We start from the raw sequence: 26,053 nt of genomic DNA, 5'->3' as shown, positions 1-26,053 counted from the left end.
CCCCACTGGGGAGGACCCCCACGGACTGTGGCCCCTTACACCTATCGGCGGACATTCCGGGCTCCTCGGGTGTGTGGATCCTGAGCAGACGGTTGTGCCCCCGGATGACCGGTGAGTAATTTACGGGGCCGGGCAGCCGCCCGCCGCGGCCGTCGTGCCCACCCCCACGGGGCACGACGGCCGTCCTAGGGTGGGCGGATGACGACGATGTATGCGGCCCTGCTGCGCGGGATCAACGTGGGCGGCAGCAGAAGGGTCCCCATGGCCGATCTGCGCGCCCTCCTGCGGAACCTGGGCTACGACGACGTACGCACCTACCTGCAGAGCGGCCAGGCCGCCTTCTCCAGCGGGCACGGCGACGAGCAGTCGCTGGCCGCCAAGCTCGCGCACGGCATCGAGCGGCACTTCGGCTTCGGCGTCGACGTGATCGTGCGCGACCACGCCTATCTGCGGGCGATCGCCGAGGACTGCCCGTTCCCGGCCGCCGGCCTGGAGCCCAAGCAACTGCACGTCACCTACTTCTCCGCGGCCGTCACCCCCGACCGCTTCGCGGAGATCGACCAGGCCGCCTACGCGCCCGAGGAGTTCCGTCTCGGCGACCGCGCCCTGTACCTGTACGCGCCGAACGGCCTGGGCCGCTCCAAGCTGGCCGAACACCTGGCGAAGCCGCGCCTCACCAAGGGGGTCGTCGCCACGACCCGCAACTGGAACACCGTGCTCAAGCTGGTGGAGATGACGGCACCGACGGCGTGACCCCCCGGCCGGTGTTCGCGTGAACATCCGCGCCGCCACCGCCGTACCTACGGACGGACGGACGGCACGAGAACGGAGTCTCGCGAGCGGACACGCACGGCCAGCGACAGGGAGCCCGGACCATGACCGACACGAACCTCGTCTACGCCTACGCGGTCCTGCGCCGCACCCCCGAGGCCACCGCGGCGGCCGCACACCTGCGCGGCGTCGCCGGGGAACCGATCCGCCTGGTCGACCCCGCGACCGGCACCCCGCCCCTGGCCTTCGCCGTGGGCCGTGTCCCGCCCGCCGACTACGGCGACGCGCCGCTGCGCGACCACCTGGACGACCTGGACTGGATGGAGTCCACCGTCCGCTCCCACCACGCGGTGGTGGCCGCCCTGGTGGCCTCCGGCGCCGCCGTCCTCCCGCTGCGCCTCGCCACCGTCTACCGCGACGAGGCCCGCGCGCGCGAGGCCCTCGACACCCGCCGCGCCTACTTCCTGTCCCTGCTGGACCGGCTCACCGGCCATGTCGAACTCGGCGTGAAGATCTACGCCGCCCCGGACATCACCCCACCCGGAACCGCCCAGGACCCGGGCCGGGAGACGGCCCCCGGCCTCGGGGTCGGCCGTGCCTGCCTGGCGATCCGCCGCCGCAGACACCGCAGGAACGAGGAGGCCTGGCGCGCGGTCGCCCAGGCCGCCGTCCGCCTCACCGAGACCGCCGGTGCCCTCGCCGTCGACCGCGTCGCCCACGCCCCCGAACGCGGCGGCCCGGCGGGCTCCGCCCCCGGCACCAACATGGGCAACGACGCCTACCTCGTCCCCCGGGACCGCGTGGACGCCTTCCGCGCGGGCGTCCTGGCGGCCGCCCGCGCCACCCCCGGCCTGCGCGTGGAGGTCACCGGCCCCTGGGCGCCGTACTCCTTCGCCCTCCAGCCGGAACCGGCGCCGTGATCCGCGGGACGGCGACCGGGTGTCAGGCGCTCACGGCCGCCAGCGCCGGCCTGCGGGCCGCCTCGTACCGCTCCAGCAGCACGCGCGCCACCTCCGGCGCCGCGCCCAGGACGCCCGCCAGGACGTCCGCCTCGGCCGCGCCCCGGGCGATGCGGTCGGGGAGGAAACCGGGGGCCAGGACGTAGGGGGAGACGGCGATCCGGGCGCAGCCGAGGGCGCGCAGTTCGCGGACGGCGTCCTCCGTGCGCGGGAACCCCGCGGGAGAACCAGCGGAGGCGAACGCAGGCCGCACGGCGCACCAACCGGTGTGCCGCCACTCCCGCGCGATGTCCGCGATCACTGCGATCGCCTCCGGGTCGGTGGACCCCGCCGAGGCCAGCACGACCCCGGTCGAGGACTTGTCGGCGAAGGTCAGCCCCGCCTCGTGCAGGCGCCGTTCCAGGGCCGCGAGCAGCAGCGGCGAGGGGCCCAGGACCTCCGCCTGGCGGACGCGCAGCTGCGGCGGCGCGTCCGCGAGGACCGCCGGGATGTCGGCCTTGGCGTGGAAGGCGCGGGTGAGCAGCAGGGGCAGGGCGACCACGTCGCGGACGCCCTGGACCGCCAGGGACTCCAGCACGCCCTGCACCGAGGGCACGTTGAAGTCCAGGAACCCGGTCTCCACCCGGACGTCGGGGCGCAGCGAGCGCACCCGGCGCACCAGGGCGTGCACCGTCGCGGCGTGCCGCGGGTCGCGGCTGCCGTGGGCGATGACGAGGAGGACGGGCCGGTGCGTCATGGGACTCAGCTCTTCACCAGCAGGCCGCGGCTGCGCAGCACCCACCGCTCCAGCGGACTGAAGATCAGCAGGTCGATCGCGATGCCGACGATCAGGATGAGCAGGATCGCCTCGAAGACCATGGCCATGTCGCTGGCGTTGCGGCCGTTCTCCAGCAACTGGCCGAGTCCGACGCCGAGGTCGGGGAAGGACGCGATGATCTCGGCCGCCATCAGGGAGCGCCAGGAGAAGGCCCAGCCCTGCTTCAGACCCGCCACGTAACCGGGCAGGGCGGCCGGCAGGACGATGTGCCAGGTGCCCTTCAGGCCGGTCGCGCCGAGCGTGCGGCCCGCGCGCAGGAACAGCGGCGGCACCTGGTCCACGCCCGACACCAGGCCGTTGGCGATGGACGGGACGGCGCCGAGCAGGATCACCGCGTACATCATCGAGTTGTTCAGGCCCAGCCAGATCACCGCCGGCGGCACCCAGGCGACCGACGGCAGGGACTGCAGGCCCGACAGGATCGGGCCGATCGCCGCGCGGACGAACTTCACCCGGGCCACGATCAGGCCCAGCGGCGTGCCGATCGCCAGCGCGAAGCAGAAGCCCAGCAGGCCGCGCGAGACGCTGGTCCAGATGTAGCCGAGCAGCTCGCCCTGGAGCCACGCCGTGTGCACGACGTCCCAGACGGCCGACGGCGAGGGCAGTTTCGTCGGATCGTCGACGATCCTGAAGGAGACGAGGGCCTGCCAGACCGCCAGCACCAGCGCGACGGCGAGGACGGGCGGCAGGATCTTCTCGGTGAAGGTTTGCCGGAACGGTGTGCGGCTCGTCTGCCGCGTCTCCAGCGCGTCGAGGCCGGCCTCAAGACCGGCGAGATCGTTGCCGTCCTTGGCGACGGTCGTCGAATCAGTGCTGGCCATGACGGCGGATCTCCCCACGCAGTTCTTCGGTGATCTCGACGGACAGTTCCGCGACGGCGGTGTCCTCGATGCGGCGCGGATGCGGGATGTCCACCGTCCACTCGCGGGCGATGCGCCCCGGGCGGGAGGACAGCAGCACCACGCGCTGCGCGAGCCGGACCGCCTCGCGCACGTTGTGCGTGACGAACAGGACGGACACCCGCGTCTCGCGCCAGATGCGGGTCAGCTCGTCGTGCAGCACGTCCCGTGTGATGGCGTCGAGCGCCGCGAACGGCTCGTCCATCAGCAGCAGCCGGCTCTCCTGCGCGAGCGCCCGGGCCAGCGCGACCCGCTGGCGCATGCCGCCCGACAGCTCGTGCACCCGCTTGCCGTACGCGCCCTTGAGCCGGACCAGTTCGAGCAGTTCCTCGGCCCGGTCGCGGCGCTCCGCCTTCGGTACGCCCCGCAGCTTCAGGGCGAGTTCGATGTTCTTGCCCGCGGTCAGCCACGGGAACAGCGCGTGCTCCTGGAACATGAGCGCCGGGCGGCCGTCCGTCGTGATGTCGCCGGCGCTGGGGCGGTCGAGGCCCGCCACCAGGTTGAGCAGCGTGGACTTGCCGCAGCCCGAGGCCCCCAGGAGGGTGACGAACTCGCCGGGCGCGACATCGAGGGTGATGTCGTCGAGGACGAGCTGCTGCCCGGCGGGGCCCGCGAACGACTTCGAGACGTGCTCGATCCGGGCGGCGTGCGTGGCCGCCTCGGTGCCGTCGGCGGCCTTGGCGAGGGTCGTGGCCATGGTCGTCACCTCCTGGGAACTGGTCGGGTTGCGGGCTTACTTGACGCCGAGACCGGCGTCGTCGACCGCGGGCTCGCCCTCGGCCTCGAGGACCTTGTTCAGCGGCGCGAGGTCGTAGATGCCCTTCAGGTCCGGCTCCTCCAGCAGCCCCGCCTTGACGGCGTGCTCCGCCTCGGTGCTGAGGGTCGAGGCCAGCGGGTCGTCGGTGAACCGGATCGACTTCCACGCCGGGTCCAGCACCTCGGCGGGCAGCGCCTTGCCGGTCTCCTTCTCCAGGAGCTCGTTCGCCGCCTCCTTGGCCGCGTCCGGGTTGGCGTTGATCCACTTGTTGGTGGTGACCGAGGCCTTGAGGACGGCCTCGACGACCTTCGGGTGCTTCTGGAGGAACTCCTGCCGCACGATGATGTTCGTGATCACGAACTTCTTGTCCGGCCACAGCGTCGCCTCGTCGAGCAGCTCCCTGCCGCCCTCGGCGACCAGCTTCGACGCGGTCGGCTCCGGCACCCACGCGCCGTCGATGGACCCGGCCTTGAAGGCGTCCGGGGTGACCTTGTTGTCGCTGCGGACGACCGTGACGTCGCCCTTGCCGCTCTGCGGGTCGACCTTCCAGCCCTGCTCCGCGGCCCAGTTGAGGAACGCCACGTCCTGCGTGTTGCCCAGCTGCGGGGTCGCGATCCGCTTGCCCTTGACGTCCTTCAGGGACTTGATCTTGTCCGGGTTCACCACGAGCTTGACCCCGCCGGACGCCGAACCGCCGATGATGCGCAGGTTCTTGCCGCCGGACTTGGTGTAGCCGTTGATGGCGGGGGAGGGGCCGATCCAGCCGATGTCGATGGAGCCGGAGTTGAGCGCCTCGATCTCCGAGGGGCCGGCGTTGAAGACGGCCGACTCGACCTTGGTGCCGCCCAGAGCCTCCTGGAAGAAGCCCTTCTGGACCCCCACCAGAGCGGTGCCGTGGGTCAGGTTGCCGAAGTAACCGATCTTGACGGTGTCGAGGCCGTCGATCTTCTTTGCCCCGGCGGCGACCTTGGCGGCGCCGTCGTCCTTGGCCTGGGAACCGTAGCCGCAGGCGGCCAGGGTGAGCAGGGGAAGCGCGGCGATGACCGCGAGGCTGCGGCGCACGGCGGAGGGAGCAGGCACGGGAGGTGTTCCTCTCGTTGGCCCGGCGGTCACGGTCTTTCAGGTCGTGGCCGGGAGGTCGGCAGGTTTGCGTCTACGGCGGTGGGGGGTGCGGGCGCGCATGCGGTGCGCGTACGTCAGCGCACACATCGCGCCACTCCGCCCTGCCCGCTGCCGAGCGCACCGCTGCCGACGCGGCCGCCCTCCTTCGCGAACGTGGAGTAGAAGTCGGGGGACGTCATGTCAGAAGTCCCACCCGTCGTCGTCCGACTCGTCCTTGACCGGCTCGGGGGCGGCGAAGGACTCGCCGACCATGCCCGCGGTCAGGGTCGTGCCGTCGTTCGGGTCGATCAGGATGAACGAGCCGGTGCGCCGCGAGTCGGCGTAGGAGTCGACCGGCAGCGGCTCGGCGGTGCGGATCTTGACCCGGCCGATGTCGTTGGCGACGAGCTGCCCCGGGTGCGGGTGCAGGGACAGGTCGTCGAGCGTGAGCCGGGAGGGGATGTCCTTGACGATCGCCTTGACCGTGCGCGTGCCGTGCTTGAGCAGCACGCGGTGGCCGACGGTCAGCGGCGCGTCCGCGACGTGGCAGACGGTCGCCTCGATGTCCTGCGTGGTCGGGGGCGCGTCCTTGCTGGGCACGATCAGGTCGCCGCGCGAGACGTCGATGTCGTCCTCCAGCAGGACGGTCACCGACTGGGTGGTCCAGGCGACGTCGACCGGCTCACCGAGCAGGTCGATACCGGAGATCTTCGTGGAGCGGCCCGACGGCAGCACCGTGACCTGCTCGCCCACGCGGAACGAACCGGCCGCGATCTGGCCGGCGTACCCCCGGTAGTCGGGGTGGTCCGCGCTCTGCGGCCGGATCACGTACTGCACGGGCAGCCGGGCGTGGCAGTGGCTGAGGTCGTGGCTGACCGGCACGGTCTCCAGGTGCTCCAGCACGGTCGGGCCGCCGTACCAGTCCATGTGCGAGGACGGGTCCACCACGTTGTCGCCGACCAGCGCCGAGATCGGGATCGCGGTGACCTCCGGCACGCCCAGCTCGGTCGCGTACGCCGTGAACTCCTCGGCGATTCCCGCGAACACCTTCTCCGCGTAGCCGACGAGGTCCATCTTGTTGACCGCGAGGACCACGTGCGGCACGCGCAGCAGGGCGGCGATGGCGGCGTGCCGGCGGGTCTGCTCCACGACGCCGTTGCGGGCGTCGACCAGGATCACCGTCAGCTCGGCGGTGGAGGCGCCGGTGACCATGTTCCGCGTGTACTGCACGTGCCCGGGGGTGTCGGCGAGGATGAACCGCCGCCGGGGCGTGGCGAAGTAGCGGTAGGCCACGTCGATGGTGATGCCCTGCTCCCGCTCGGCCCGCAGGCCGTCCGTCAGCAGCGCGAGGTCCGGGGCGTCCTGGCCGCGGCTCGCGGAGGCGCGCTCCACGGCCTCCAGCTGGTCGGTGAGGACCGACTTGGAGTCGTGCAGCAGCCGGCCCACCAGGGTGGACTTGCCGTCGTCGACGGAACCGGCGGTGGCGAACCGCAGCAGGGTGGTGGCCGAGAGCTCCTCGGTCGTGATCGTGCTCATCTCTAGAAGTACCCCTCGCGCTTGCGGTCTTCCATCGCGGCCTCGGACATCTTGTCGTCGGCGCGGGTCGCGCCGCGCTCGGTGAGCCGGGAGGCGGCGATCTCCACGATCACCTTCTCGATCGTGTCGGCGTCGGAGTCCACCGCGCCGGTGCAGGACATGTCACCGACGGTCCGGTAGCGCACCAGCCGCTTCTCGACGGTCTCGCCGTCCTTCGGCCCGCCCCACTCGCCGGCGGTCAGCCACATGCCGGCGCGCCGGAACACCTCGCGCTCGTGCGCGTAGTAGATCTCCGGCAGTTCGATGCCCTCGCGGGCGATGTACTGCCACACGTCCAGCTCGGTCCAATTGGACAGCGGGAAGACGCGCACGTGCTCGCCGGGGGCGTGGCGGCCGTTGTACAGGTTCCACAGCTCGGGGCGCTGGCGGCGCGGGTCCCACTGGGAGAACTCGTCGCGCAGCGAGAACACCCGCTCCTTGGCGCGGGCCTTCTCCTCGTCGCGGCGCCCGCCGCCGAAGACCGCGTCGAACCTCTCCGCCTGGATCTTCTCGGTCAGCGGCAGCGTCTGCAGCGGGTTGCGGGTGCCGTCCGGGCGCTCCTTGAGCACCCCGCGGTCGATGTAGTCCTGCACGGAGGCCACGTGCAGCCGCAGCCCGTGCTTCGCGACCGTGCGGTCGCGGTAGTCGAGGACCTCGGGGAAGTTGTGCCCGGTGTCCACGTGCAGCAGGGAGAACGGCACCGCCGCCGGGCGGAACGCCTTCAGCGCCAGGTGCAGCATGACGATGGAGTCCTTGCCGCCGGAGAAGAGGATCACCGGCCGTTCGAACTCGCCCGCCACCTCGCGGAAGATGTGCACCGCCTCGGACTCGAGGGCGTCGAGGTGCGACAGCGCGTACGGGCTGCCGGTCTCCTCGGACACGGTGGCGACGGTGGTCGTCATGCCAGTCCCCTTTCGGTCAGCAGGGCGTACACCGACGCCGCGGACTCCTGCACGGTCTGGTGCTGCGACTCGATCCGCAGATCGGGCGAGGCGGGCTCCTCGTACGGGTCGTCGACCCCGGTGAGGCCGGTCAGCTCGCCCGCGGCCTGCTTGGCGTACAGGCCCTTCACGTCCCGCTCGCTGCACACCTCGACGGGTGTCGCGACATGCACCTCGACGTAGCCGGTGCCGTTCGCCTGGTGCCGCTTGCGTACCGCCTCCCGGCTGTCCCGGTACGGCGCGATGACCGGGACGAGGGCCAGCACGCCGTTGCGGGCGAGCAGTTCGGCGACGAAGCCGATGCGCTGCACGTTGGTGTGCCGGTCCTCGCGGCTGAAGCCGAGGCCCGCGGAGAGGAACTCGCGGATCTCGTCGCCGTCGAGCACCTCGACCCGGCGGCCCCGCTCGCGCAGCCGGCCGGCCAGTTCGTGGGCGATGGTGGTCTTGCCCGCACTCGGCAGACCCGTGAGCCAGACGGTGGCTCCGGTGGTCACGTGAGTCTCCTGAATCGTCTGAGTCGTGGTCGTCATCCGTGCAGCCCGCACTCGGTCTTGGCCCGGCCCGCCCAGCGGCCCGCCCGGGCGTCCTCGCCCTCCAGGACCCGGCGGGTGCAGGGGGCGCAGCCGACGGAGGCGTAGCCGTCCATCAGCAGCGGGTTGGTCAGCACGCCGTGCTCGGTGACGTAGGCGTCCACGTCGTCCTGCGTCCAGCGGGCGATCGGGGAGATCTTGACCTTCTGCCGCTTGTCGTCCCAGCCGACCACCGGGGTGTCCGCCCGGGTCGGGGAATCGTCGCGGCGCAGGCCGGTCGCCCAGGCCTGGTAGCCCTTCAGGCCCTCTTCCAGCGGCCGGACCTTGCGCAGCTTGCAGCACAGGTCGGGGTCGCGGTCGTGCAGCTTCGGCCCGTACTCGGCGTCCTGCTCGGCGACCGTCTGGCGCGGGGTGAGCGTGATGACGTTGACGTCCATCACGGCGTCGACCGCGTCACGGGTGCCGATGGTCTCCTCGAAGTGGTAGCCGGTGTCGAGGAAGACGACGTCGACGCCGGGCATGGCGCGGGAGGCGAGGTGGGCGACCACCGCGTCCTCCATGGACGAGGTCACGCAGAACCGCTTGCCGAACGTGCCGGCGGCCCACTGGAGGATCTCCAGCGCTGAGGCGTCCTCCAGGTCGCGGCCCGCCTGCTCGGCGAGCGCCTTCAGCTCTTCGGTGGTGCGCTCTTCCTGAGCGGTCGTCATATCCGTTCCCCTCCGGAGTCGGATCGCTGCTGCCCCCGAGCCAGCAGGCCCAGGAACTTCAGCTGGAAGGCCCGGCTGCACGCCGCGCATTCCCACGCGCCGTGTCCCTCCTCACTCGGCCGCAGGTCCTCGTCCCCGCAGTACGGGCAGTAGAACGGGGCCATCCGCTCGCTCACGACAGGGCCTCCTCGCCGGCCCGGGCCGCCCAGGCGGCGAACCGCTCGCCGTCCTCGCGCTCCGCCTGGAACCGCTTCAGCACGCGCTCGATGTAGTCCGGCAGTTCGTCGGAGGTGACCTTCAGGCCGCGCACCTTGCGGCCGAAACCGGCCTCCAGGCCGAGCGCGCCGCCCAGGTGCACCTGGTAGCCCTCGACCTGCTCGCCCCGGTCGTTGAGGACCAGCTGGCCCTTGAGACCGATGTCCGCGACCTGGATGCGGGCGCAGGCGTTGGGGCAGCCGTTGAGGTTGATGGTGAGCGGCTCGTCGAACTCCGGCAGGCGCCGCTCCAGTTCGTCGATGAGCTGCGCGCCGCGCTGCTTGGTCTCGACGATGGCCAGCTTGCAGAACTCGATGCCGGTGCAGGCCATGGTGCCGCGCCGGAAGGAGGACGGCCGGGCGGTGAGGTCCAGCGCCTCCAGGCCCTCCACGAGCGAGTCGACCTTGTCCTGCTCGACGTCGAGGACGATCATCTTCTGCTCGACGGTGGTACGCACCCGGCCCGAGCCGTGGGCCTCGGCGAGGTCGGCGATCTTCGTGAGCGTCGCGCCGTCGACGCGGCCCACGCGCGGGGCGAAGCCGACGTAGAAGCGGCCGTCCTTCTGCCGGTGCACCCCGATGTGGTCGCGCCACTGGCTGGACGGCTGCTCCGGGGCGGGCCCGTCGGTCAGCCTGCGCCCCAGGTACTCGTCCTCCAGCACCTGCCGGAACTTCTCCGCGCCCCAGTCGGCGACGAGGAACTTCAGGCGGGCGCGGTTGCGCAGCCGGCGGTAGCCGTAGTCGCGGAAGATGGAGATGACGCCCTCGTAGACGTCCGGGACGTCATCGATCGGCACCCAGGCGCCCAGCCGCACGCCCAGCTTGGGGTTGGTGGACAGGCCGCCGCCGACCCACACGTCGAACCCGGGGCCGTGCTCGGGGTGGCGGACGCCGACGAACGCGACGTCGTTGATCTCGTGCACCACGTCCAGCAGCGGCGAGCCCGAGATGGCCGTCTTGAACTTGCGGGGGAGGTTGGAGTACGCCGGGTTGTTCAGCACCCGGCGCTTCATCTCCTCCAGGGCCGGGGTGGCGTCGATGATCTCGTCCTCGGCGATGCCCGCCACCGGGGAGCCGATCATCACGCGCGGCGTGTCGCCGCAGGCGGTGACGGTGGACAGGCCCACGCCCTCCAGCCGGTTCCAGATCTCGGGCACGTCCTCGATCCGGATCCAGTGGTACTGGACGTTCTGCCGGTCGGTGATGTCGGCCGTCCCGCGCGCGAACTCCTGCGACACCTCGCCGATGACGCGCAGCTGCCGCGTGGTCAGCGCCCCGCCGTCGATGCGCACCCGCAGCATGAAGTACTCGTCGTCCAGCTCCTCCGGCTCCAGGACGGCCGTCTTGCCGCCGTCGATGCCGGGCTTGCGCTGGGTGTACAGACCCCACCAGCGCATCCGGCCGCGCAGGTCGTTCGGGTCGATCGAGTCGAAGCCCCGCTTGGAGTAGATCGTCTCAATGCGTGTCCGCACATTGAGACCGTCGTCGTCCTTCTTGAACTGCTCGTTGCCGTTCAGCGGGGTGAAGTGCCCCGCGGCCCACTGGCCCTCACCGCGGTGACGGCTCACCTTGCGGCGGGGAGTCGCGGCGGCAGGCTTCTGCGGGGTGGCGGCCATGGTGGATACGTCCTTCGGGACAGGCGGAAATGCGGCTCTGACCTGCGCGTGCGGGCGCATGGGCATACGTGCGCGTCATTGCGCGGGAACGAGACGAGAAAAGGGGATGCCGGGCGCGTGCTGAGTGCTCTCAGTGCGCCGGACAGATGGCGCTGGACATGCGGCCGAGGTCGACGTGCCGTCGACTCACCAAGGCGATTCCAGTTCCAGACATGACGGAAGCGTGTCATGGCGATCTGGACACAGTCCAGCTTTGTCCGAGATGCGGACACCCTTGTCTCGTAGGGCGAGACAAGGGTGTCCTGGGTCACATCGGGCCGTACGGCGGTGTCCGGGCAGGTCAGGCCGGGAACGCTCCAGGCCACGGTCCTGGAGCCGAGACCTCCGCTTCCTCCTCGACCTTGGTGTCGAACAGCTTGAAGCCGCGGCGCTGGTAGTTGTCCATCGCGTGCTCACCGTCCTTGCTGCAGGTGTGCAGCCAGACCCGCTTCGTCGGGGCCAGTCCCGCCCAGCGGTCGGCCAGGTCCCAGGCCCGGGCCGTGCCGTACGACAACAGGTGTCCGCCGATGCGCCGGCCGCGGAACGCGGGCAGCAGCCCGAAGTACACGATCTCCACGACCGCGTCGTCCTGCGCCTCCAGTTCCACGTACCCGGCGGGCGTGCCCCGGTCGTACGCGACCCACGTCTCCACGCCCGGCCGCTCCAGGTGCTCGCGCCAGCGGTCGTACGACCAGCTGAGCCGGTCGGTCCAGCAGATGTCGCCGCCCACCGAGGCGTACAGGAAACGGCTGAACTCGGGGGAGGGCACCTCGGAGCGGACGATCCGCACGTCCCCCTCCGGCGCGGCGGCCGGCAGCAGGTCGGTCGGCGCGGTCTGCTCCAGGGACCAGGTGGTCACGGCGATGGTGGTCATGCGGGCCAGAAAACCATCCGGCCCACGCGTCTGTCGATCGGCCGGGTGCCGGGCCCGCTCGTCCCTACTCGTCCGTCGATCCGCCCAGTGCCCGGTCGACGGAGGCCAGCGGCAGCGCGAACAGCATCCGCCCGGACTGCGACCACACCTCGCCGGTCTCCTCCCAGTAGGACAGCGCACCCGACCGGCCGCTCCAGCAGTGCCGGGTCCCGTCCGTCCCGCACTCCGTCGCCCGGGCCCCCTCCGCGTCCTGGCGCCACAGCGTGCCGTGCCCGCCCGGGGAGCCCGCCGCGCGGTCCAGGTACCAGGCCGAGCGGTAGGCCATCACCCCGCGCACATCGGCCGTCTTCGTCTCGTACGCCTCGACCGGCTCCGCGCGCCCCGCCGAGCCCGTGGCCAGCAGACCGGAGCGGGCGGGATCGCGGCTGAGCGCGTAGCGCCACAGCCGGGTCGGGCGGTCACCGTCCGCCGGGACCCACTCGCTCGCGACCAGGCTGTCCGGGGCCGTGCTGCGGTCCAGGGACACGGCGGCCGGACGCGGCGCCGCACGGCCGGGCAGGGTGTAGGAGCCGACGGCGGGCAGCACGTACCGGGAGCCGTGCGCCGCCCAGCCGCCCCGGACCCGGCCGACCGCGTCGGTGTCCACGGTGGCGCGCTGGATGCGGTCCAGGTCGTACACGTACAGCGCGTCCCGGTCGCCCTCGCGGGTCGTCACCAGCAGCTTGTCCTGGTACCAGACCATCCCGGACAGCGGGGAGACCAGGCCCCGGTAGTCCCGCCCGCCGTCCACCGGGACCGCCAGCAGGGCCCAGGTGTAGCGCAGCCGGGCGGGGTCGTTCGCGTCGACGAAGGCGACCTTGGCCAGACCCCGCCCGGGGTCCGGGCCGTCGAGGGAGCCGCCCCCGGCGCCGCCGCGGCTCCAGCCGGACAGCACCACGCGGTTGCCGGCCCAGCGGCCGTCGTCGTCCGCGTCGCCCGAGGTGGTGACCGCGCCGGGCCGCCAGCCCCGGGTGTCGGAGGCGCCGAAGCAGTAGGCGCGCGTGGCCGCCGGTTCCACCGGCAGGCTGTGCTTCTCGGGGCCGGCGCAGTCCGCCGCGTTGCGCAGCGGCAGATCGGCGCCCTCCAGCACCGCACTGACGCCGACGGGCCGTCCCATCCGCGACGCGAGCCGGTCGAGCCACGGCCCGGGCACCCGCTGCTCGGCCAGCGGCAGCCGTCCGGTCTCGGCCCCGACCGGCCGCAGGGCCCCGGGGGCGTCGGCGACGGTGGCCTGCGAGGCGCTGATCATGGTGGCGGCGGCGGTGAGCGCGAGGGCCGTCCCGGCCAGGGTCGCGCGCAGCGCCCTGCCCCGCCTGCGCCGCCGGTGTCTGCCGCGATGCTTCATAACGTCCTCCCGAGGCGGACCAACTGCGCCTTGTGATCCGTGCGTTGACGGAGGAGCAGGTGGGGTGGCCCGTACAGGGATGCTACGGCAGGGGGAGGGGGCGGCGGACGAAGACCCCGCAAATATGCGAAAGATGCACTCCTCGGGGCGGCCCGGGCTCCACAGCGCGTGAAGCTCAGGGCGCCACCGGGGACCGACGCAGCCGCGTCACCGCCGGCGCGGTCGAGTGCGGCAGCAGATCACCCGGGTCGTCCGGCAGCAGCACCTCGACCTCCACGTCCTCGGCGAACCGGTACGGCCGGTGCTCCAGGAACGCCCCCAGATAGCGCCGTACCCGCGACATCTCGGCGCGCACCGTCACCGTGCGGTCCGGGTCGCCGAACACGTCCGCGGCCAGGCCCGAGGCGCTGCGGCCGGAGCGGTGCACGGCGAGCAGGTACAGCAACTCGGCGTGCCGGGGACTCAGTTCCCTGGTCCACGAGCCCGCCCCGCCGGTCACCCGCACCGACCAGCGCCGCGCCTGCCCGAGGTCCAGCACGATCCTGCTCCCGCCGCGCGGCACGGGCTCGCCGGCCGCCGGCCGCAGCAGCCAGCCCCCCGCCAGCGGCTCCACCGCGCACAGCCCGAGCGCCGGCAGCCATCTCGGGCCCGCCGACAGCGACTTGGGCAGGGCCACGCGCCGCGTGTACGGCATCCCGCTCACCGCGGCCGTCCAGCCGTCCGCGTCGACGGCCAGGGCACGCCCGCCGAGCCGGGCCAGCACCGGTGCCGCCACCGCACGCAGCCGCTCCAGGGACTCCACGTGCATCTCCCGCAGCCGGGCCTCGGCGAGCTTGGCCACCGAGTCGACCCAGGAGAGCGTGGCCGGATGCATCGTCTCCAGCGGCCCGCTGACGTCCACCACGCCCAGCAGCCGGCCGTCCCGCGGATCCGTCAGGGGAGCGCCGGCGCACGTCCAGCCGGCCTGGGAGCGCACGAAGTGCTCCGAAGCGAAGACCTGGACGGGCCGGCGCACCACCGCCGGCGTGCCCAGGCCGTTGGTGCCGACGACACTCTCCCGCCAGTCCGCGCCCAGTTCGAAGCCGAGCCCGTCCGCCCGGCGCAGCACCGGCGCGCTGCCCTCGCGCCACAGCACCCGGCCGTCCTCGTCGGCCACGACCATGATGTGGTGGGCGATGTCCGCCGCGGCCAGCAGGCCCTGCCGCAGCACCGGCAGCACGTGGCGCAGCGCCGACGCCTCGCGCCGCCGCTGCACCTCCTCGCGGGAGAGCGGATCCGCCCGGACGTCGCGCTCGGGATCGACGCCGCTGCGCAGCATGCGTTCCCAGGACTGCTCGATCACGGGCCGTGGCCGCACGGGGGAGGGCTGCCCGGACAGCCGGGCGGAACGGACCTCGCTCAGGACCCGGGCCGCGCGCGTGGTGTCCACAGCGGCCAGGTGCGTGACGTCCATGCGCGTGCGCCCCCCGAAGTTGCATTTTTGACCGTCTGTCTCATAGTGCCGTCTGCCCCGGGGGGTGCGGGCACAGTCCGCACACAGTCACCAGCAAGTTGCAACCCCCTGCAACCCTGGTGGACGGCCCGGCCCTGACCGAAACTTGAGCCGCGCCGTCCCGAGCGGCGTTCAGCGGCTCGAACGGGCCAGTGCGGCGGGGGTGGTGCCGTGTCGGCGCAGCACCACCCCCGCTCCCCGCGCGCGGGTCAGGACGCCGCGTCGGTCTCCGGCCGGGCCCGCTCCACCACCGACGCCAGGCCGAGCGTGTGCGGCAGCGTCCCGAAGGCCGCGCCCCCGTCGCCGCCCAGCCGCGCGGCACAGAACGCGTCGGCGACCTCCGGTGGCGCGAAACGCACCAGCAGCGAGCCCTGGAGCACCAGCGCGAGCCGCTCCGCCAGGCGCCGCGCCCGGCCCTCCACGCCCTCCAGGTCGGCGAGTTCGGTCAGCAGGTTCTTGATGGCCCCGTCCAGCCGGTGGTCGGCGCCGCGCGCCTGACCGACCTCCCGCAGGTAGGCGTCGAACGCCCCCGGCTCCCGCCGCAGCGCCCGCAGCACGTCGAGCGCCTGGACGTTGCCCGCGCCCTCCCAGATCGAGTTCAGCGGCGACTCGCGCACCAGCCGCGGCATCCCGGACTCCTCGACGTAGCCGTTGCCGCCCAGGCACTCCGCGGCCTCCACCGCGACCGCCGGGCACCGCTTGGTCACCCAGTACTTGGCCGCCGGCACCGCGATCCGCAGCAGGGCCCGCTCCTGCTCGCCGCCGTCGTCGCAGGCCGCCGCCAGCCGCAGCGCCAGGGTCGTCGCCGCCTCCGACTCGATCGCGAGGTCGGCGAGGACGTTGCGCATCAGCGGCTTGTCGACGAGCTTGCCGCCGAACGCCTCGCGGTGGGCGCTGTGGTGCACGGCCTGCGCCACCGCCTGCCGCATCAGTCCGGCCGAGCCGAACACGCAGTCGAGCCGGGTCGCCGCGACCATCTCGATGATGGTGCGCACCCCGCGCCCCTCCTCGCCGACCCGGCGCGCCCACGTCCCGTCGAACTCGACCTCCGCGGAGGCGTTCGAGCGGTTGCCGAGCTTGTCCTTGAGCCGCTGGATCAGGAACACGTTGCGCGTGCCGTCCCGCAGTACCCGCGGCACCAGGAAGCAGGTCAGCCCCTGCGGGGCCTGCGCCAGCACCAGGAAACCGTCGGACATCGGGGCCGAGCAGAACCACTTGTGCCCGGTCAGCTCGTACGTTCCCGCCTCGGCGAGCGGCCGCGCGGAGGTGGTGTTGGCCCGGACGTCGCTGCCGCCCTGCTTCTCCGTCATGGCCATCCCGAACAGGGCCCCGGCCTTCAGGTGCGCGGGCCGCAGCTCACGGTCGTAGATCATGGACGTCAGCCGCGGCTCCCACTCGGCGGCCAGGTCCGGATCCGCGCGCAGGGCGGGCACGGCCGCGTGCGTCATCGACAGCGGGCAGCCGTTGCCGGCCTCGACCTGCGTCCACACCACGAAGGCGGCGGCCCGCCGCAGATGCCCCGCGGGCCGTCCCCAGGCCGCGGTCAGGCCGGCCGAGACGCCCTTGCCGAGCAGCCGGTGCCAGGCCGGATGGAATTCCACCTCGTCGACGCGGTGGCCGTACCGGTCGTGCGTGCGCAGCCGCGGCGGGTTCTCGTTCGCCTGCGCGCCCCACTCCTGCACCTGGGCCGAGCCGGAGGTCCGCCCGAGCGCCGACAGCTCCCCGAGCACCTCCTCGCGCAGCTCCGGCTCCAGATGCCGTTCGACCGCGGCGGCCAGGGCCCGGTCCGCGGAGAAGACGTCGTACCCGACCAGCGGCGGGACCTGGTTCGTCACGAGGTGCGTGCTGCCTGCCATGGTGCGAACGTACCCCGCGGTAGCACCCCGGTCACCAGCGGACCCGGCCCGGCCGGCGAAGAGACGGCCTGTGGGTGAGTGGGGCCGGGCTCGACGGATACCGTTAGGGGGTGCAGCCAGCAAGTGAAATCCCCGACACGCCCTCCGGGCGCCTCCACCGGGCACGGGCCCTCTACCGGAACGTCTCCAAGCGCAGGACCGCCTGGCTGCTGCTCAAGGACACCGTCAACTCCTGCATCGAGTACCGCATCCTGGGGCTCGCGGCCGAGGCCGCCTTCTTCACGCTGCTGTCGGTGCCGCCGCTGCTGCTGAGCATGATCGGGCTGCTCGGCTACGTCGACGCCTGGACCGGCGCCGACACCATCCAGAGCCTGCGCACCAACCTCCTGGAGGCCTCGCGCACGGTGCTGTCCGACCGCGGCGTGCGCGAGATCGCCGAGCCGATCCTGCACGACGTGATGAAGGGCGGCCGGGTCGACGTCATCTCCCTCGGCTTCCTGATCGCGCTGTGGTCGGGCTCCCGCGCGGTGAACGTGTTCATCGACACCATCACCGTGATGTACGGCCTCGACGGCGTCCGGGGCATCGTCAAGACCCGCCTGCTGGCCTTCCTGCTGTTCATCGTCGCCCTGCTGATCGGCTCGGTCGCGCTGCCGCTGATGGTGGCGGGCCCGGACGCGGTGGTGGACATCCTGCCCTGGTCGACGACGGTGGTGCAGGTCCTGTACTGGCCGGTGGTGATACTGCTGTCGATCGTCTTCCTCACCACCCTGTACCACGTGTCCGTGCCGGTGCGCTCCCCGTGGATCGAGGACGTGCCCGGCGCGCTCGTCGCCCTCGGCATGTGGGTGCTGGGCAGCTTCCTGCTGCGGATCTACCTCCAGAACACCGTCGAGGGCGCCACCATCTACGGCTCGCTCGCCGCCGCCGTCGCCGTCCTGCTGTGGATCGGCGTGTCCGCGTTCGCCGTGCTCGTCGGGGCCGCGGTGAACGCCGCCATCGACCGGGTCTGGCCGGCCGCCGCGACGGCCGCGGCCCGCGAGGCCAACGAGCGGATGCGGCAGGCGCAGGTCGCCGAGTACGTGGCGCGCGCCGCCGCCCGCGGCGAGACCGACCCCGACATGCCGTCCGAGTTCCCCGAGCGCTGGTCCCGCTTCCTGCCCCCGGAGGACGTCACGGCCCGGCTGCGCACGCAGGTGAAGTCCACCCACACCAAGAACGGCCACAGCCACGGCAACGGGGAGGGGCAGCCGCCCGCCGAGAAGTGACGCGCCGGCCGGTCTCAGGCCTGCCAGGTGCCGGCCGCCGCCTCCTCCCGCACGAAGTCCGCGAAGTCCCTGGGCGCCCGGCCCAGCACCTCCTCGACCCCGCGCGAGAGGTGGGCGTTGCGGCCGTCGAGGAGCGTGCCGAAGATCCCCGTCAGGGCCTCCACCTCCCGCGGCGGCACCCCGAACCCGGCCAGGACCTCGCCGTAGTCCCGCGTCGTGACCGGCCGGTACGTCAGCGGCCGCCCCGTCGCCGCCGCGATCTCCGCGACCGCCTCCCCGAAGGTCAGCAGCCGCCCACCGGACAGGGCGAGGATCCGCCCCGCGTACCGGTCCCCGGCCGTCAGCGCGGCGACCACCACGTCCGCGACGTCCCGCACGTCCAGGAACGGCTCGCGCACCCCGTCGGCCGGGAACACCAGTCCGCCGCGGTCCCGCAGCTCCACCGCCAGCGGACCCTCGCTGAAGTTCTGCGCGAACCACGCGGCCCGCACCACGGTCCAGTCCGCGCCCGAGGCGCGCAGCGCCTCCTCGGCGGGCAGGGCCTGGTCCTCGCCCCGCGCGGACAGCAGCACCAGGCGCCGCACCCCGAGCCCGGCCGCCTCCCGCGCGAGCGCCCCGACCGCCTCGGCCGCACCCGGTGCCCCGACGTCCGAGGGGACCGCGAGGTAGGCCGCGTCGGCACCGCGCAGGGCGTCCGCCCAGGTCGAGCCGTCCCACCAGTCGAACCCGGTCGCGCGTGACGCCGCCCGCACGGTCAGCCCGGCGGCAGCGGCGGCGCGCGCCACCCGGCTGCCCGTGCGGCCGGAGGCGCCCGTCACCACCAGCGTCCTGCCCTCGGCGGGTCCCGTCGTGTTCCGTGTCGCGCCGCGCGCCGTGTTCGTCATGCCGTCGACTCAACTGCCCCACGCCGGACGGAACCATCGCTGAACGGCTCGTTCCCATACGCCCGCGTCTACGCTGGCCGCATGGACGCTCTCGCAGGCCTGCTCGAAGGCCCCCGGGCACGCGGCGCGTTCATGATCAGGGCGTGCTTCGACCCGCCCTGGGCGGTCCGGGTGGCGGACCGCGCGCCGCTCACCGTGATGCTCGCCGTGCGCGGCGAGGCCTGGGTCGTGCCCGACCGGGGCGAACGCACCCGGCTGCGCGCCGGCGACCTCGCCATCGCCCGCGGCCCCGACCCGTACACCTGCGCCGACGCCCCCGACACCGCCCCGCAGGCGCTGATCCTGCCCGGCCAGGAGTGCCGCCACCCCGACGGACGGCCCCTCAACGGCTCGATGGACCTCGGCGTGCGTGCCTGGGGCGACCGGCTCGACGGCTCCACCGTCCTGCTGATCGGCACCTACCCGATGCCCGGCGAGATCGGCGGGCGGCTGCTGGACGCCCTGCCGCCGCTGCTCACGCTCACGCCCGAGGTGTGGGACTGCCCGCTCACGCCCTACCTCTGCGCGGAGGTCGCGCGGGACGAGCCCGGCCAGGACGTCGTCCTGGACCGCCTGCTGGACCTGCTGGTCATCGCCGCGCTGCGGGCCTGGTTCGCCCGCCCGGAGGCGGCGGCGCCGGCCTGGTACCGGGCGCTGGCCGACCCGGTCGTCGGCGGGGTGCTGCGCCTGCTCCAGGACGATCCCGCGCACCCGTGGACGGTCGCCGGGCTCGCCGCCAGGGCCGGGGTGTCCCGGGCCGCGCTCGCCCGCCGCTTCACGGACCTGGTCGGCGAACCGCCGATGACGTACCTCACCGGCTGGCGCCTCGCCCTCGCCGCCGACCGCCTGCGCGGCTCCGACGACACCCTCGGCGCGGTGGCCCGCACGGTGGGGTACGGCAGCGCGTTCGCCCTGTCCACGGCGTTCAAGCGCGTGTACGGGGTGAGCCCGGCGGAGTACCGGCAGCGGCCGGTCTAGGGTCCCGGCGTCCCGGCCCGGCCCCTCGGACCGGCTCCCGGCCCGCGCGGGCCGCCGTCCCGCACGCCGGCGGCGTAGCCTGGCCCACGTGTATGCGGAACGGGCGTCGCGGCTCGCCGGGGCGGTCGTGTGGACCAACACCCCGGAGCGGTCCGGGGCGGGGCGGGTGCTGCCGGACGGGTGCATGGACCTGCTCTGGCACGACGGGCGGCTGCTGGTCGCCGGACCGGACACCCGGGCGTACCTCACCGGCGGCGCGGGCGGCCCCTGGTCCGGCATCCGCTTCCCGCCGGGCACGGCCCCGGCGCTCCTCGGCGTCCCCGCGCACGAGCTGCGCGACCGCCGCGTCGAACTCGCGGACCTGTGGCCCGCCTCCGAGGTGCGCAGGCTGGCCGCCCGCGTGCACGCGGCACCCGACCCCGGGAGCGGCCTGGAGGAGCTGGCGCTGCGGCGGGCGGCCGACACGGACCCCCCGGACCCGCTGCTGCGGCAGGTCGTCGCCGCCCTCGACGCGGGCCGCCCGGTCGCCGCCACCGCCGACGAACTCGGCATCGGGGCACGCCGGTTGCACCGCCGCTCCCTGGCCGCGTTCGGCTACGGACCCAAGACCCTGGCCCGCATCCTGCGGCTGCGCCGCGCCCTCGCGCTGGCCCGGGCCGGCACGCCCTTCGCGGAGACGGCCGTCCGGGCCGGGTACGCCGACCAGGCGCATCTGGCGCGGGACGTGAAGGAGCTGGCCGGGCTGACGCTGAGCGAGCTACTGCCCCGCGGCGGCTAGCGGGGCGAACAGGTCCACGCCGTTGCCGTCCGGGTCGAGCACCACGGCGTACCGCTGGCCCCAGAAGGCGTCCCAGGGCTTGAGCTCACCGCGGTAGCCGGCGCCGGTCAGCTCCGCGTACAGCGCGTCCACCTCGTCAGGTCCGTCGCACCGCAGCGCCAGCGAGGCCCGGCCCCCGCCCGGCGGGGCCTGCCACGCGGGCAGGAAGGAGCGGACCGTCTCCTCGGTGTCGAGCATCAGCCGCAGCCCGCCGGGCAGCCCGGCCTCGGTGTGCGGCTGCCGCCCGGCGTCCTCGGGGAAGGCGAACCCGAGCCGGCGGTAGAAGGCGACGGAAGCGGCCATGTCGGAGACGACCAGGCCGATGGCATCGAATCGTGCGGTCATGGGCGCACCGTAGGCGGGCCCGCGGCGACCGGTCTTGAAGGAAACGGACACCGGCGGCACTGTCCGATCCGTCCAAGACCGCCCCGCGGCCGGCCCGTAGCGTCGCCGCCATGACGACCACGACACGGCCATCGAGGCACCTGAGCGTCTCCATCGACCGCCCGCCGCGGGAGGTCTACGACTACGCCCGCGACCCCGCCCACATCCCCGACTGGGCACCCGGACTGGCGAGCTCCCTGCGGCCGGTGGACGGCCGGTGGGTGGGGGAGTCGCCCCTGGGGCGGATCGTGGTGGACTTCGCGCCCCGCAACGACTTCGGCGTACTCGACCACGACGTCACGCTGCCCTCGGGGCAGACCGTGCACAACCCCATGCGGGTGATCGCCGACGGGCCCGGCTGCGAGGTGGTGTTCACCCTGCGCCGGCAGCCGGGGACGAGCGACGAGGAGTTCCGCCGCGACGCGGAGGCGGTCTCCGCCGACCTGGCCACGCTCAAGCGGGTGATGGAACGGGGCTGAGGGCGGCAGGGGAGGCCGGAGCCCGTGGGGGCGAAAGTTTTCGGCGGCCCCGCGCCCTCCCGGCCGACCCGGATCTCCTAGGTTCGGGTGCCATGGCACCACGACTGCTCGTCCACACCCGCACCACCGGATACCGGCACGACTCCATCCCGGCCGGCGTCGCCGCCCTGCGCGCCCTCGGCGCGTTCGAGGTGCACGCCACCGAGGACCCGGCGGCCCTGGAACGGCCCCTGGACGGCTACGCGGCCGTCGTCTTCCTCTCCACCAGCGGCGACATCCTCACCCCGGCCGGCCGGGAGCGGCTCGCCGCGTACGTCGAGTCGGGCGGCGGCTTCGCCGGCGTCCACGCGGCGGCGTGCACGGAGTACGGCTGGCCGTACTACGGCGAACTGCTCGGCACGTGGTTCGACCGGCACCCCCGCCTCCAGCCCGGCAGGGCCGTCGTCGAGGACCACGACCACCCGGCGACCCGGCACCTGCCCGCGGTCTGGGACTTCACCGACGAGTGGTACGACTTCCGCACCAACCCGCGCGGCTCGGTCCGCGTCCTGGTCACCGCCGACGAGTCCTCCTACGAGGGCGGCGGCATGGGCGAGGACCACCCCCTGGTCTGGTGCCGCGACCACGGCCGGGGCCGGGTCTTCTACACGGCCCTCGGGCACGCCCCGGAGGCCTACGACGACCCCGTCTTCCGGGCGCACCTGCTGGGCGGCATCTCCTGGGCGGCCGCGCTGCCCCTGCCCTGACAGGGGCAGCGCGGCCGCCGAGTGCGCCGGAGCGGGGCGGGGAGGCGACGCTCAGCCGGCGTCCGGCACCGCGGGGCGGACCGCGACCGCGTCGACCTCGAACAGCATGCCGGGCAGGGCCAGTGAGGCGACGCCGCTCAGGGTCTGCGCCGGGAGCCGGTCGCCGAAGCGGGTGTGCAGGGCCTTGCCGAGCACCTCCAGCTTGCCGGGGTCGTGGTCGACGACGAACGTGCCGAGCCGGACGACGTGTTCGAAGCCCAGCCCCACCCCCTCCAGCGCCGACCGCAGCCGGTCGAAGGCCAGGTCGACCTGTGCGGCGAAGTCCCCCGGCACGGGCGCGCCGGTGGCGTCGGACGCGTACTGGCCGGCGATGAAGACCGTCTCGCCGGGGGCCGAGACGGCGTGGCTGTAGCCGAACGGGGTGGGGTCGTGGAGCGTGGCCGGATTGGTGATCGTGCGCGAGTCGCGCGTCATGACCGGGCAGTCCTTTCGCGGTGTGCGGCCGCCGCCCGCGGCGGCCCTGTCCCTCCTGCCAACTCCCGGCGTCCACGGCCGCATTCCGCGCGTGGCGGGCTCCCGGCGCACGCGCGTCACGAACGCCCGCCGTCCGCAGGGGCGGGACTCCCCCTACACCCCCGGCGCGGCCGTGCTCGCCCGTTCCACCAGGCGCGTCGACAGCTCCGTCCGGGTGCTCTCCGGCCGGTGCCCGTCCATCAGGCGCAGCAGCGACCGCAGGGCCGTCGCGGCCATCTCCGCCAGTGGCTGGCGGACCGTGGTCAGCGCCGGGGACGCCCAGCGCGCCTCCGGCAGGTCGTCGAAGCCGACCACGCTCACGTCGTCCGGGACCCTCAACCCCCGTTCGGCGAGGGCCTGGTAGACCCCCAGGGCCATCCGGTCCGAGCAGACGAACACGGCCGTCGGCGGCTCGGGCAGGTCGAGGAGCTCCAGCGTGCGGCGCCGGGCCTGGAGTTCGTCGAACCCGGCGTGGCGGACGTACTCGGATCGCTGCCGGACCCCGGCGGACGCGAGCGCCGAGCGGTAGCCGGCGACCCGGGCGCTGCTGCACAGGGTGCGCCGGGACCCCGCGACCACGGCGATCCGCTGGTGTCCCAGGCGGAGCAGGTGCTCGGTGGCCGTCAGACCGCCCTGCCAGTTCGCCGCCCCCACCGACACCACGCCCTCCGGCGGTTCCTGCACCGGATCGATCATCACGAACGGGATCCGGTGCTGTTCGAGCCAGGCGTACTGCGAGGCGCTCAGCTCGGCCAGGTTGAACAGCACCCCGGCGGAGCCCCGGGCGACGAGCTTGTCCAGCCAGCCGCGTTCCGGGCGCCCCGCCCGGGAACGGGTCAGCGCGGCCGACACCACGACCTCGAGGCCCGCGTCGTGCGCCGCCTCCTCCGCCCCGTGCAGCACGGCGCCCGACCAGGAACTCTCCAGCGAGTGCACGACCAGGTCGACGAGCCTCGGTGCCTTCGCCGCGTCGAAGCGGGGCCTGCGCACGTAACCGAGCCGGTCGAGCGCCTCGGTGACGCGGCGGCGGGTCTCGGGCGCGACGTCCTCGCGGCCGTTGACCACCTTCGAGGCGGTCGGCACCGAGACCCCCGCCTCGCGGGCCACGACCGCCAGCGTCGGACCGGCCGCCGCGCTCGCACTCGCCGTACGCACCATCGGGAACCCGCCTCTCCGGCCCGCCCGAGGGCCGTGGAAAGTTTCGACCAGCGCTGACCGCCGCGGTCCGGCTCCGACCCGGCAGAAAGCGCTTCCTACTGTAGGTGTGGCGCAGGACGGCGGGAAGACGGGCGGATTCACGGGTTCACGCCGGTCAAAACTTTCGAAACCCCGAACAACCCCCTCACTTGGGTGTCCACGTCCGCCGGAACCCGTGAAGTCCGCGGCCCGGGCCGGCCCCGCAGCCGGATCCGGCCCGGGCGGGACCTCGTGCCGGCGGCGACGCTCGCCTCACCACTGATGCCGTACGCCCCGTCACCGGTTACGCCGAACAGCCCTCGCACCCGCTCCCGTGCCGGAATACCGGGCCACGATGAGTTGCTCTGATCCTCACGGTGCACGAGCGCGGTGAGGAGGCTGGTGGACGCATGACGGCACACCGGACGGACCCCGTGGTGAGCACGCCGTACGGTGCCCTGCGGGGCAGGTACGAGCGCGGCGTCGCGGTCTTCCGCGGCATCCCCTACGCGGCACCCCCCTTCGGGCCGCGCCGATTCCGCCCGCCCGTGCCCCCGCCGCCCTGGGACGGCGTCCGCGACGCCGGTGCCTTCGGCCCCACCCCGCCCAAACCCCCGTACTCCGAGGCCTTCGCCCGCTACCTGTCCGACCCCGTCGTCCCCGGCGACGACATCCTCAACCTCAACGTCTGGACCCCCGACCCGGATCCCGGGGCGCGCCTGCCCGTCCTCGTCTGGCTCCACGGCGGCGCCCTGACCCGCGGCTCCTCCGCGGTACCGGTGTACGACGGCCACGCCTTCGCCCGGGACGGTGTCGTCTGCGTGTCGGTCAACTACCGGCTGGGCGTCGAGGGCTACGGACTGTTCCCCGACACGCCCCCCAACCCCGGCCTGCGCGACCAGATCGCCGCCCTGGCGTGGGTCCACGAGGCCGTCGAGGCGTTCGGCGGCGACCCCGGCCGCATCACCCTCTCCGGCCAGTCCGCCGGCGCCATCAGCGTCGGTGCCCTGCTCGCCGCCCCGCAGACCCGGGGCATGGTCCGCCGGGCCGTGCTGCAGAGCGGGCCGCCCGAGGCGTCCGAGCGGGCCAGGGTCCGCCGCATGGTGCGCCGGATGGCGTCCCGGCTGAGGATCCCCGCCACCGCCGAGGCCTTCGCCGCCGTCGACCGGGACCTGCTGCTGCGCACCCAGGCCGAGGTGGGCCGGCTCAGCAGCCCGGTCGTCGGCGGCCCCGCCTTCGGCATCGTCGTCGACGGCGACGTCGTCCCGCGCGACCCGCTGGACGCCCTGGTCGACGGCGCCGCACCCGGCGTGGAGCTGCTGCTGGGCTGGACCCGGGACGAGCACCGGCTCTGGCTCGTCCCGGGCGGCCTCGCCGAGCGCGTCGACCGACTGGGAGCCGTCGCCCTGGCCGGTGCCATGGCCCGCTGCCGCTGCGGCGGCGAGGTCGCGCGCGGCTACCGCGCCCTGCACCCCGGCGCCGGGACCGCCGACCTCGTCGGCCAGCTCGTCACCGACCACCTCCTGCGCGTCCCCCTGCACCGGCTCGCCGACGCCCGTGCGGAACCGTCGTACGTCTACGAGTTCGCCTGGCCCTCGGACCTCCCCGGCCTCGGCGCCTGCCACGCGCTGGAACTCGGCTTCGTCTTCGACACCGGGGACGCCCCCGAGTCCCGCAAGCTCGCCGGGGAGGGCGCGCCGCAGGAACTGGCGGACGCGATGCACGGGGCGTGGGTCCGGTTCGCGGCGGTCGGCGACCCGGGCTGGCAACGCTGGGACGCCACGCACCCGGTGCGGGTGTTCGGCGACAGGGCCCCCGGCGCGCCGGACGCCCTCGCCCACACCGCGTACGGCCCCCGCGACCGCGAACTCGCCCTCTGGGCACGCGACGCCGCCACCCCCGACACCTTCGCCCCGCCCCCGGCCGACGCCGGGCTCCCACGCGGCACGGAACTCCGCGCGGCCGTACGACGCCTCCGCCGCTCCGGGGCTCTGCGCCGGCACTGACGCGACCGGCTGGTCCCCGGCGCGCGGCCCCGGGCACGGTCCTCGTGGCACAGGCGTGGCATCACCGCCCCGCTGTTCGACGTGGCCGCCGGCGGGGGACGCCCGCACGGGACCAGGCGGGAACCGGCCCAGGCGAGGGAGCCGGCCCTGCGGCGGGTGCGCTGTTCGCCGCGGCGGTCGTGCCCCGGCCT

The 26,053-nt window shown here is 73.8% G+C and carries 27 protein-coding genes; 8 read left to right on the top strand and 19 right to left on the bottom strand.

The annotated features are described in order from the left end of the window. Positions 1-198 precede the first annotated feature (198 nt). Together AC07DA_RS09310 and AC07DA_RS09305 are read left to right on the top strand one after the other, a co-directional pair. Positions 199-753: a DUF1697 domain-containing protein gene (locus tag AC07DA_RS09310; RefSeq protein ID WP_479126066.1), complete on the top strand. Its 555-nt coding sequence runs from the start codon at positions 199-201 to the stop codon at positions 751-753. A gap of 122 nt (positions 754-875) precedes the next feature. Continuing rightward, positions 876-1,691, top strand: coding sequence for a GvpL/GvpF family gas vesicle protein (locus AC07DA_RS09305; protein WP_479126064.1), 816 nt, complete (start codon positions 876-878; stop codon positions 1,689-1,691). A gap of 22 nt (positions 1,692-1,713) precedes the next feature. On the opposite strand, the gene AC07DA_RS09300 is transcribed toward AC07DA_RS09305, so the two are convergent. The 15 genes from AC07DA_RS09300 to AC07DA_RS09230 form a co-directional block, all read right to left on the bottom strand. After that, a complete protein-coding gene (locus AC07DA_RS09300; protein ID WP_479126062.1) occupies positions 1,714-2,466 on the bottom strand; it encodes a sirohydrochlorin chelatase in 753 nt (250 codons plus the stop codon). A 5-nt stretch (positions 2,467-2,471) separates the two neighbouring features. After that, a complete protein-coding gene (locus AC07DA_RS09295; protein ID WP_479126060.1) occupies positions 2,472-3,368 on the bottom strand; it encodes an ABC transporter permease in 897 nt (298 codons plus the stop codon). Next, positions 3,355-4,143 (bottom strand): ABC transporter ATP-binding protein, encoded by a 789-nt coding sequence (locus tag AC07DA_RS09290; RefSeq protein WP_479126058.1) that lies wholly within the window; start codon positions 4,141-4,143, stop codon positions 3,355-3,357. The genes AC07DA_RS09295 and AC07DA_RS09290 overlap by 14 nt, the downstream gene beginning before the upstream one ends. Before the next feature lie 36 nt (positions 4,144-4,179). Next, a complete protein-coding gene (locus AC07DA_RS09285) occupies positions 4,180-5,283 on the bottom strand; it encodes an aliphatic sulfonate ABC transporter substrate-binding protein (RefSeq protein WP_479126056.1) in 1,104 nt (367 codons plus the stop codon). A gap of 222 nt (positions 5,284-5,505) precedes the next feature. Continuing rightward, positions 5,506-6,840 (bottom strand): sulfate adenylyltransferase subunit 1, encoded by a 1,335-nt coding sequence (locus AC07DA_RS09280; protein WP_479126054.1) that lies wholly within the window; start codon positions 6,838-6,840, stop codon positions 5,506-5,508. 2 nt (positions 6,841-6,842) lie between these two features. Continuing rightward, positions 6,843-7,781 (bottom strand): sulfate adenylyltransferase subunit CysD, encoded by a 939-nt coding sequence (gene cysD / locus AC07DA_RS09275; RefSeq protein ID WP_392114127.1) that lies wholly within the window; start codon positions 7,779-7,781, stop codon positions 6,843-6,845. Continuing rightward, positions 7,778-8,314, bottom strand: coding sequence for an adenylyl-sulfate kinase (gene cysC, locus AC07DA_RS09270; protein ID WP_479126051.1), 537 nt, complete (start codon positions 8,312-8,314; stop codon positions 7,778-7,780). The genes cysD and cysC overlap by 4 nt, the downstream gene beginning before the upstream one ends. 32 nt (positions 8,315-8,346) lie before the next feature. Next, positions 8,347-9,057: a phosphoadenylyl-sulfate reductase gene (locus AC07DA_RS09265; protein ID WP_479126049.1), complete on the bottom strand. Its 711-nt coding sequence runs from the start codon at positions 9,055-9,057 to the stop codon at positions 8,347-8,349. After that, positions 9,054-9,233, bottom strand: coding sequence for a hypothetical protein (locus tag AC07DA_RS09260; protein ID WP_479126047.1), 180 nt, complete (start codon positions 9,231-9,233; stop codon positions 9,054-9,056). The genes AC07DA_RS09265 and AC07DA_RS09260 overlap by 4 nt, the downstream gene beginning before the upstream one ends. Continuing rightward, positions 9,230-10,927 (bottom strand): nitrite/sulfite reductase, encoded by a 1,698-nt coding sequence (locus AC07DA_RS09255; protein ID WP_479126045.1) that lies wholly within the window; start codon positions 10,925-10,927, stop codon positions 9,230-9,232. Before AC07DA_RS09255 ends, AC07DA_RS09260 begins: the two co-directional genes overlap by 4 nt. 130 nt (positions 10,928-11,057) lie before the next feature. Further along, positions 11,058-11,141, bottom strand: coding sequence for a putative leader peptide (locus AC07DA_RS09250; RefSeq protein WP_311241247.1), 84 nt, complete (start codon positions 11,139-11,141; stop codon positions 11,058-11,060). 126 nt (positions 11,142-11,267) lie between these two features. After that, entirely contained in the window at positions 11,268-11,840 is a 573-nt protein-coding gene (locus AC07DA_RS09245) for a GNAT family N-acetyltransferase (RefSeq protein ID WP_479126043.1), read from the bottom strand. A 64-nt stretch (positions 11,841-11,904) separates the two neighbouring features. Next, complete coding sequence (locus AC07DA_RS09240) at positions 11,905-13,224, bottom strand: hypothetical protein (RefSeq protein ID WP_479126041.1); 1,320 nt, start codon at positions 13,222-13,224, stop codon at positions 11,905-11,907. Positions 13,225-13,399: 175 nt separating this feature from the next. Further along, complete coding sequence (locus tag AC07DA_RS09235; RefSeq protein WP_479126039.1) at positions 13,400-14,677, bottom strand: GAF domain-containing protein; 1,278 nt, start codon at positions 14,675-14,677, stop codon at positions 13,400-13,402. 248 nt (positions 14,678-14,925) lie between these two features. Next, the gene (locus AC07DA_RS09230) at positions 14,926-16,572 is read right to left on the bottom strand and encodes an acyl-CoA dehydrogenase family protein (protein ID WP_479126038.1); all 1,647 of its coding nucleotides are present in this window, start codon (positions 16,570-16,572) and stop codon (positions 14,926-14,928) included. 110 nt (positions 16,573-16,682) lie between these two features. On the opposite strand from AC07DA_RS09230, the gene AC07DA_RS09225 reads away from it, so the two are divergent. Beyond that, positions 16,683-17,840 carry a YihY/virulence factor BrkB family protein gene (locus tag AC07DA_RS09225; RefSeq protein ID WP_479126037.1) on the top strand — a complete coding sequence of 386 codons (1,158 nt, stop codon included), beginning with the start codon at positions 16,683-16,685 and terminating at the stop codon, positions 17,838-17,840. 14 nt (positions 17,841-17,854) lie between these two features. Here AC07DA_RS09225 and AC07DA_RS09220 read toward each other — a convergent pair whose 3' ends face one another. Then, complete coding sequence (locus AC07DA_RS09220) at positions 17,855-18,724, bottom strand: NmrA family NAD(P)-binding protein (protein ID WP_479126035.1); 870 nt, start codon at positions 18,722-18,724, stop codon at positions 17,855-17,857. An 81-nt stretch (positions 18,725-18,805) separates the two neighbouring features. On the opposite strand from AC07DA_RS09220, the gene AC07DA_RS09215 reads away from it, so the two are divergent. After that, complete coding sequence (locus tag AC07DA_RS09215) at positions 18,806-19,741, top strand: AraC family transcriptional regulator (RefSeq protein ID WP_479126033.1); 936 nt, start codon at positions 18,806-18,808, stop codon at positions 19,739-19,741. Between the two features lie 88 nt (positions 19,742-19,829). Beyond that, complete coding sequence (locus tag AC07DA_RS09210; protein ID WP_479126031.1) at positions 19,830-20,519, top strand: helix-turn-helix domain-containing protein; 690 nt, start codon at positions 19,830-19,832, stop codon at positions 20,517-20,519. Here AC07DA_RS09210 and AC07DA_RS09205 read toward each other — a convergent pair. Then, positions 20,499-20,903 (bottom strand): VOC family protein, encoded by a 405-nt coding sequence (locus AC07DA_RS09205; RefSeq protein ID WP_479126029.1) that lies wholly within the window; start codon positions 20,901-20,903, stop codon positions 20,499-20,501. The two genes, AC07DA_RS09210 and AC07DA_RS09205, sit on opposite strands and share 21 nt — an antisense overlap. A gap of 110 nt (positions 20,904-21,013) precedes the next feature. On the opposite strand from AC07DA_RS09205, the gene AC07DA_RS09200 reads away from it, so the two are divergent. Then, positions 21,014-21,421 carry an SRPBCC family protein gene (locus AC07DA_RS09200; RefSeq protein WP_479126027.1) on the top strand — a complete coding sequence of 136 codons (408 nt, stop codon included), beginning with the start codon at positions 21,014-21,016 and terminating at the stop codon, positions 21,419-21,421. Between the two features lie 92 nt (positions 21,422-21,513). Beyond that, positions 21,514-22,167, top strand: coding sequence for a ThuA domain-containing protein (locus AC07DA_RS09195; protein ID WP_479126025.1), 654 nt, complete (start codon positions 21,514-21,516; stop codon positions 22,165-22,167). Between the two features lie 51 nt (positions 22,168-22,218). Here AC07DA_RS09195 and AC07DA_RS09190 read toward each other — a convergent pair whose 3' ends face one another. Together AC07DA_RS09190 and AC07DA_RS09185 are read right to left on the bottom strand one after the other, a co-directional pair. Then, positions 22,219-22,641: a RidA family protein gene (locus AC07DA_RS09190; RefSeq protein ID WP_479126023.1), complete on the bottom strand. Its 423-nt coding sequence runs from the start codon at positions 22,639-22,641 to the stop codon at positions 22,219-22,221. A gap of 153 nt (positions 22,642-22,794) precedes the next feature. Continuing rightward, positions 22,795-23,838, bottom strand: coding sequence for a LacI family DNA-binding transcriptional regulator (locus AC07DA_RS09185; RefSeq protein ID WP_479126021.1), 1,044 nt, complete (start codon positions 23,836-23,838; stop codon positions 22,795-22,797). 428 nt (positions 23,839-24,266) lie between these two features. Here AC07DA_RS09185 and AC07DA_RS09180 point away from each other — a divergent pair, with 428 nt between their 5' ends. Beyond that, positions 24,267-25,862: a carboxylesterase/lipase family protein gene (locus AC07DA_RS09180; RefSeq protein ID WP_479126020.1), complete on the top strand. Its 1,596-nt coding sequence runs from the start codon at positions 24,267-24,269 to the stop codon at positions 25,860-25,862. The last annotated feature ends 191 nt before the right edge of the window (positions 25,863-26,053 follow it).

The sequence above is a fragment of the Streptomyces sp. NPDC044921 genome (assembly GCF_056432865.1).
This window is presented reverse-complemented; position numbering and strand designations above follow the sequence as displayed.

Bases quoted from the DNA above. Each gene is read 5' to 3' on its own strand.
- AC07DA_RS09290 (WP_479126058.1), bottom strand. From the start codon at position 4,143: ATGGCCACGACCCTCGCCAAGGCCGCCGACGGCACCGAGGCGGCCACG.
- AC07DA_RS09305 (WP_479126064.1), top strand. From the start codon at position 876: ATGACCGACACGAACCTCGTCTACGCCTACGCGGTCCTGCGCCGCACC.
- AC07DA_RS09215 (WP_479126033.1), top strand. From the start codon at position 18,806: ATGGACGCTCTCGCAGGCCTGCTCGAAGGCCCCCGGGCACGCGGCGCG.
- AC07DA_RS09185 (WP_479126021.1), bottom strand. From the start codon at position 23,838: ATGGTGCGTACGGCGAGTGCGAGCGCGGCGGCCGGTCCGACGCTGGCG.
- AC07DA_RS09190 (WP_479126023.1), bottom strand. From the start codon at position 22,641: ATGACGCGCGACTCGCGCACGATCACCAATCCGGCCACGCTCCACGAC.
- AC07DA_RS09200 (WP_479126027.1), top strand. From the start codon at position 21,014: ATGACGACCACGACACGGCCATCGAGGCACCTGAGCGTCTCCATCGAC.
- AC07DA_RS09220 (WP_479126035.1), bottom strand. From the start codon at position 18,724: ATGACGAACACGGCGCGCGGCGCGACACGGAACACGACGGGACCCGCC.
- AC07DA_RS09250 (WP_311241247.1), bottom strand. From the start codon at position 11,141: ATGTCTGGAACTGGAATCGCCTTGGTGAGTCGACGGCACGTCGACCTC.
- cysD (WP_392114127.1), bottom strand. From the start codon at position 7,781: ATGACGACCACCGTCGCCACCGTGTCCGAGGAGACCGGCAGCCCGTAC.
- AC07DA_RS09265 (WP_479126049.1), bottom strand. From the start codon at position 9,057: ATGACGACCGCTCAGGAAGAGCGCACCACCGAAGAGCTGAAGGCGCTC.
- AC07DA_RS09235 (WP_479126039.1), bottom strand. From the start codon at position 14,677: ATGGACGTCACGCACCTGGCCGCTGTGGACACCACGCGCGCGGCCCGG.
- AC07DA_RS09240 (WP_479126041.1), bottom strand. From the start codon at position 13,224: ATGAAGCATCGCGGCAGACACCGGCGGCGCAGGCGGGGCAGGGCGCTG.
- AC07DA_RS09295 (WP_479126060.1), bottom strand. From the start codon at position 3,368: ATGGCCAGCACTGATTCGACGACCGTCGCCAAGGACGGCAACGATCTC.
- AC07DA_RS09205 (WP_479126029.1), bottom strand. From the start codon at position 20,903: ATGACCGCACGATTCGATGCCATCGGCCTGGTCGTCTCCGACATGGCC.
- AC07DA_RS09300 (WP_479126062.1), bottom strand. From the start codon at position 2,466: ATGACGCACCGGCCCGTCCTCCTCGTCATCGCCCACGGCAGCCGCGAC.
- AC07DA_RS09280 (WP_479126054.1), bottom strand. From the start codon at position 6,840: ATGAGCACGATCACGACCGAGGAGCTCTCGGCCACCACCCTGCTGCGG.
- AC07DA_RS09195 (WP_479126025.1), top strand. From the start codon at position 21,514: ATGGCACCACGACTGCTCGTCCACACCCGCACCACCGGATACCGGCAC.
- AC07DA_RS09180 (WP_479126020.1), top strand. From the start codon at position 24,267: ATGACGGCACACCGGACGGACCCCGTGGTGAGCACGCCGTACGGTGCC.
- AC07DA_RS09230 (WP_479126038.1), bottom strand. From the start codon at position 16,572: ATGGCAGGCAGCACGCACCTCGTGACGAACCAGGTCCCGCCGCTGGTC.
- AC07DA_RS09310 (WP_479126066.1), top strand. From the start codon at position 199: ATGACGACGATGTATGCGGCCCTGCTGCGCGGGATCAACGTGGGCGGC.
- AC07DA_RS09255 (WP_479126045.1), bottom strand. From the start codon at position 10,927: ATGGCCGCCACCCCGCAGAAGCCTGCCGCCGCGACTCCCCGCCGCAAG.
- AC07DA_RS09245 (WP_479126043.1), bottom strand. From the start codon at position 11,840: ATGACCACCATCGCCGTGACCACCTGGTCCCTGGAGCAGACCGCGCCG.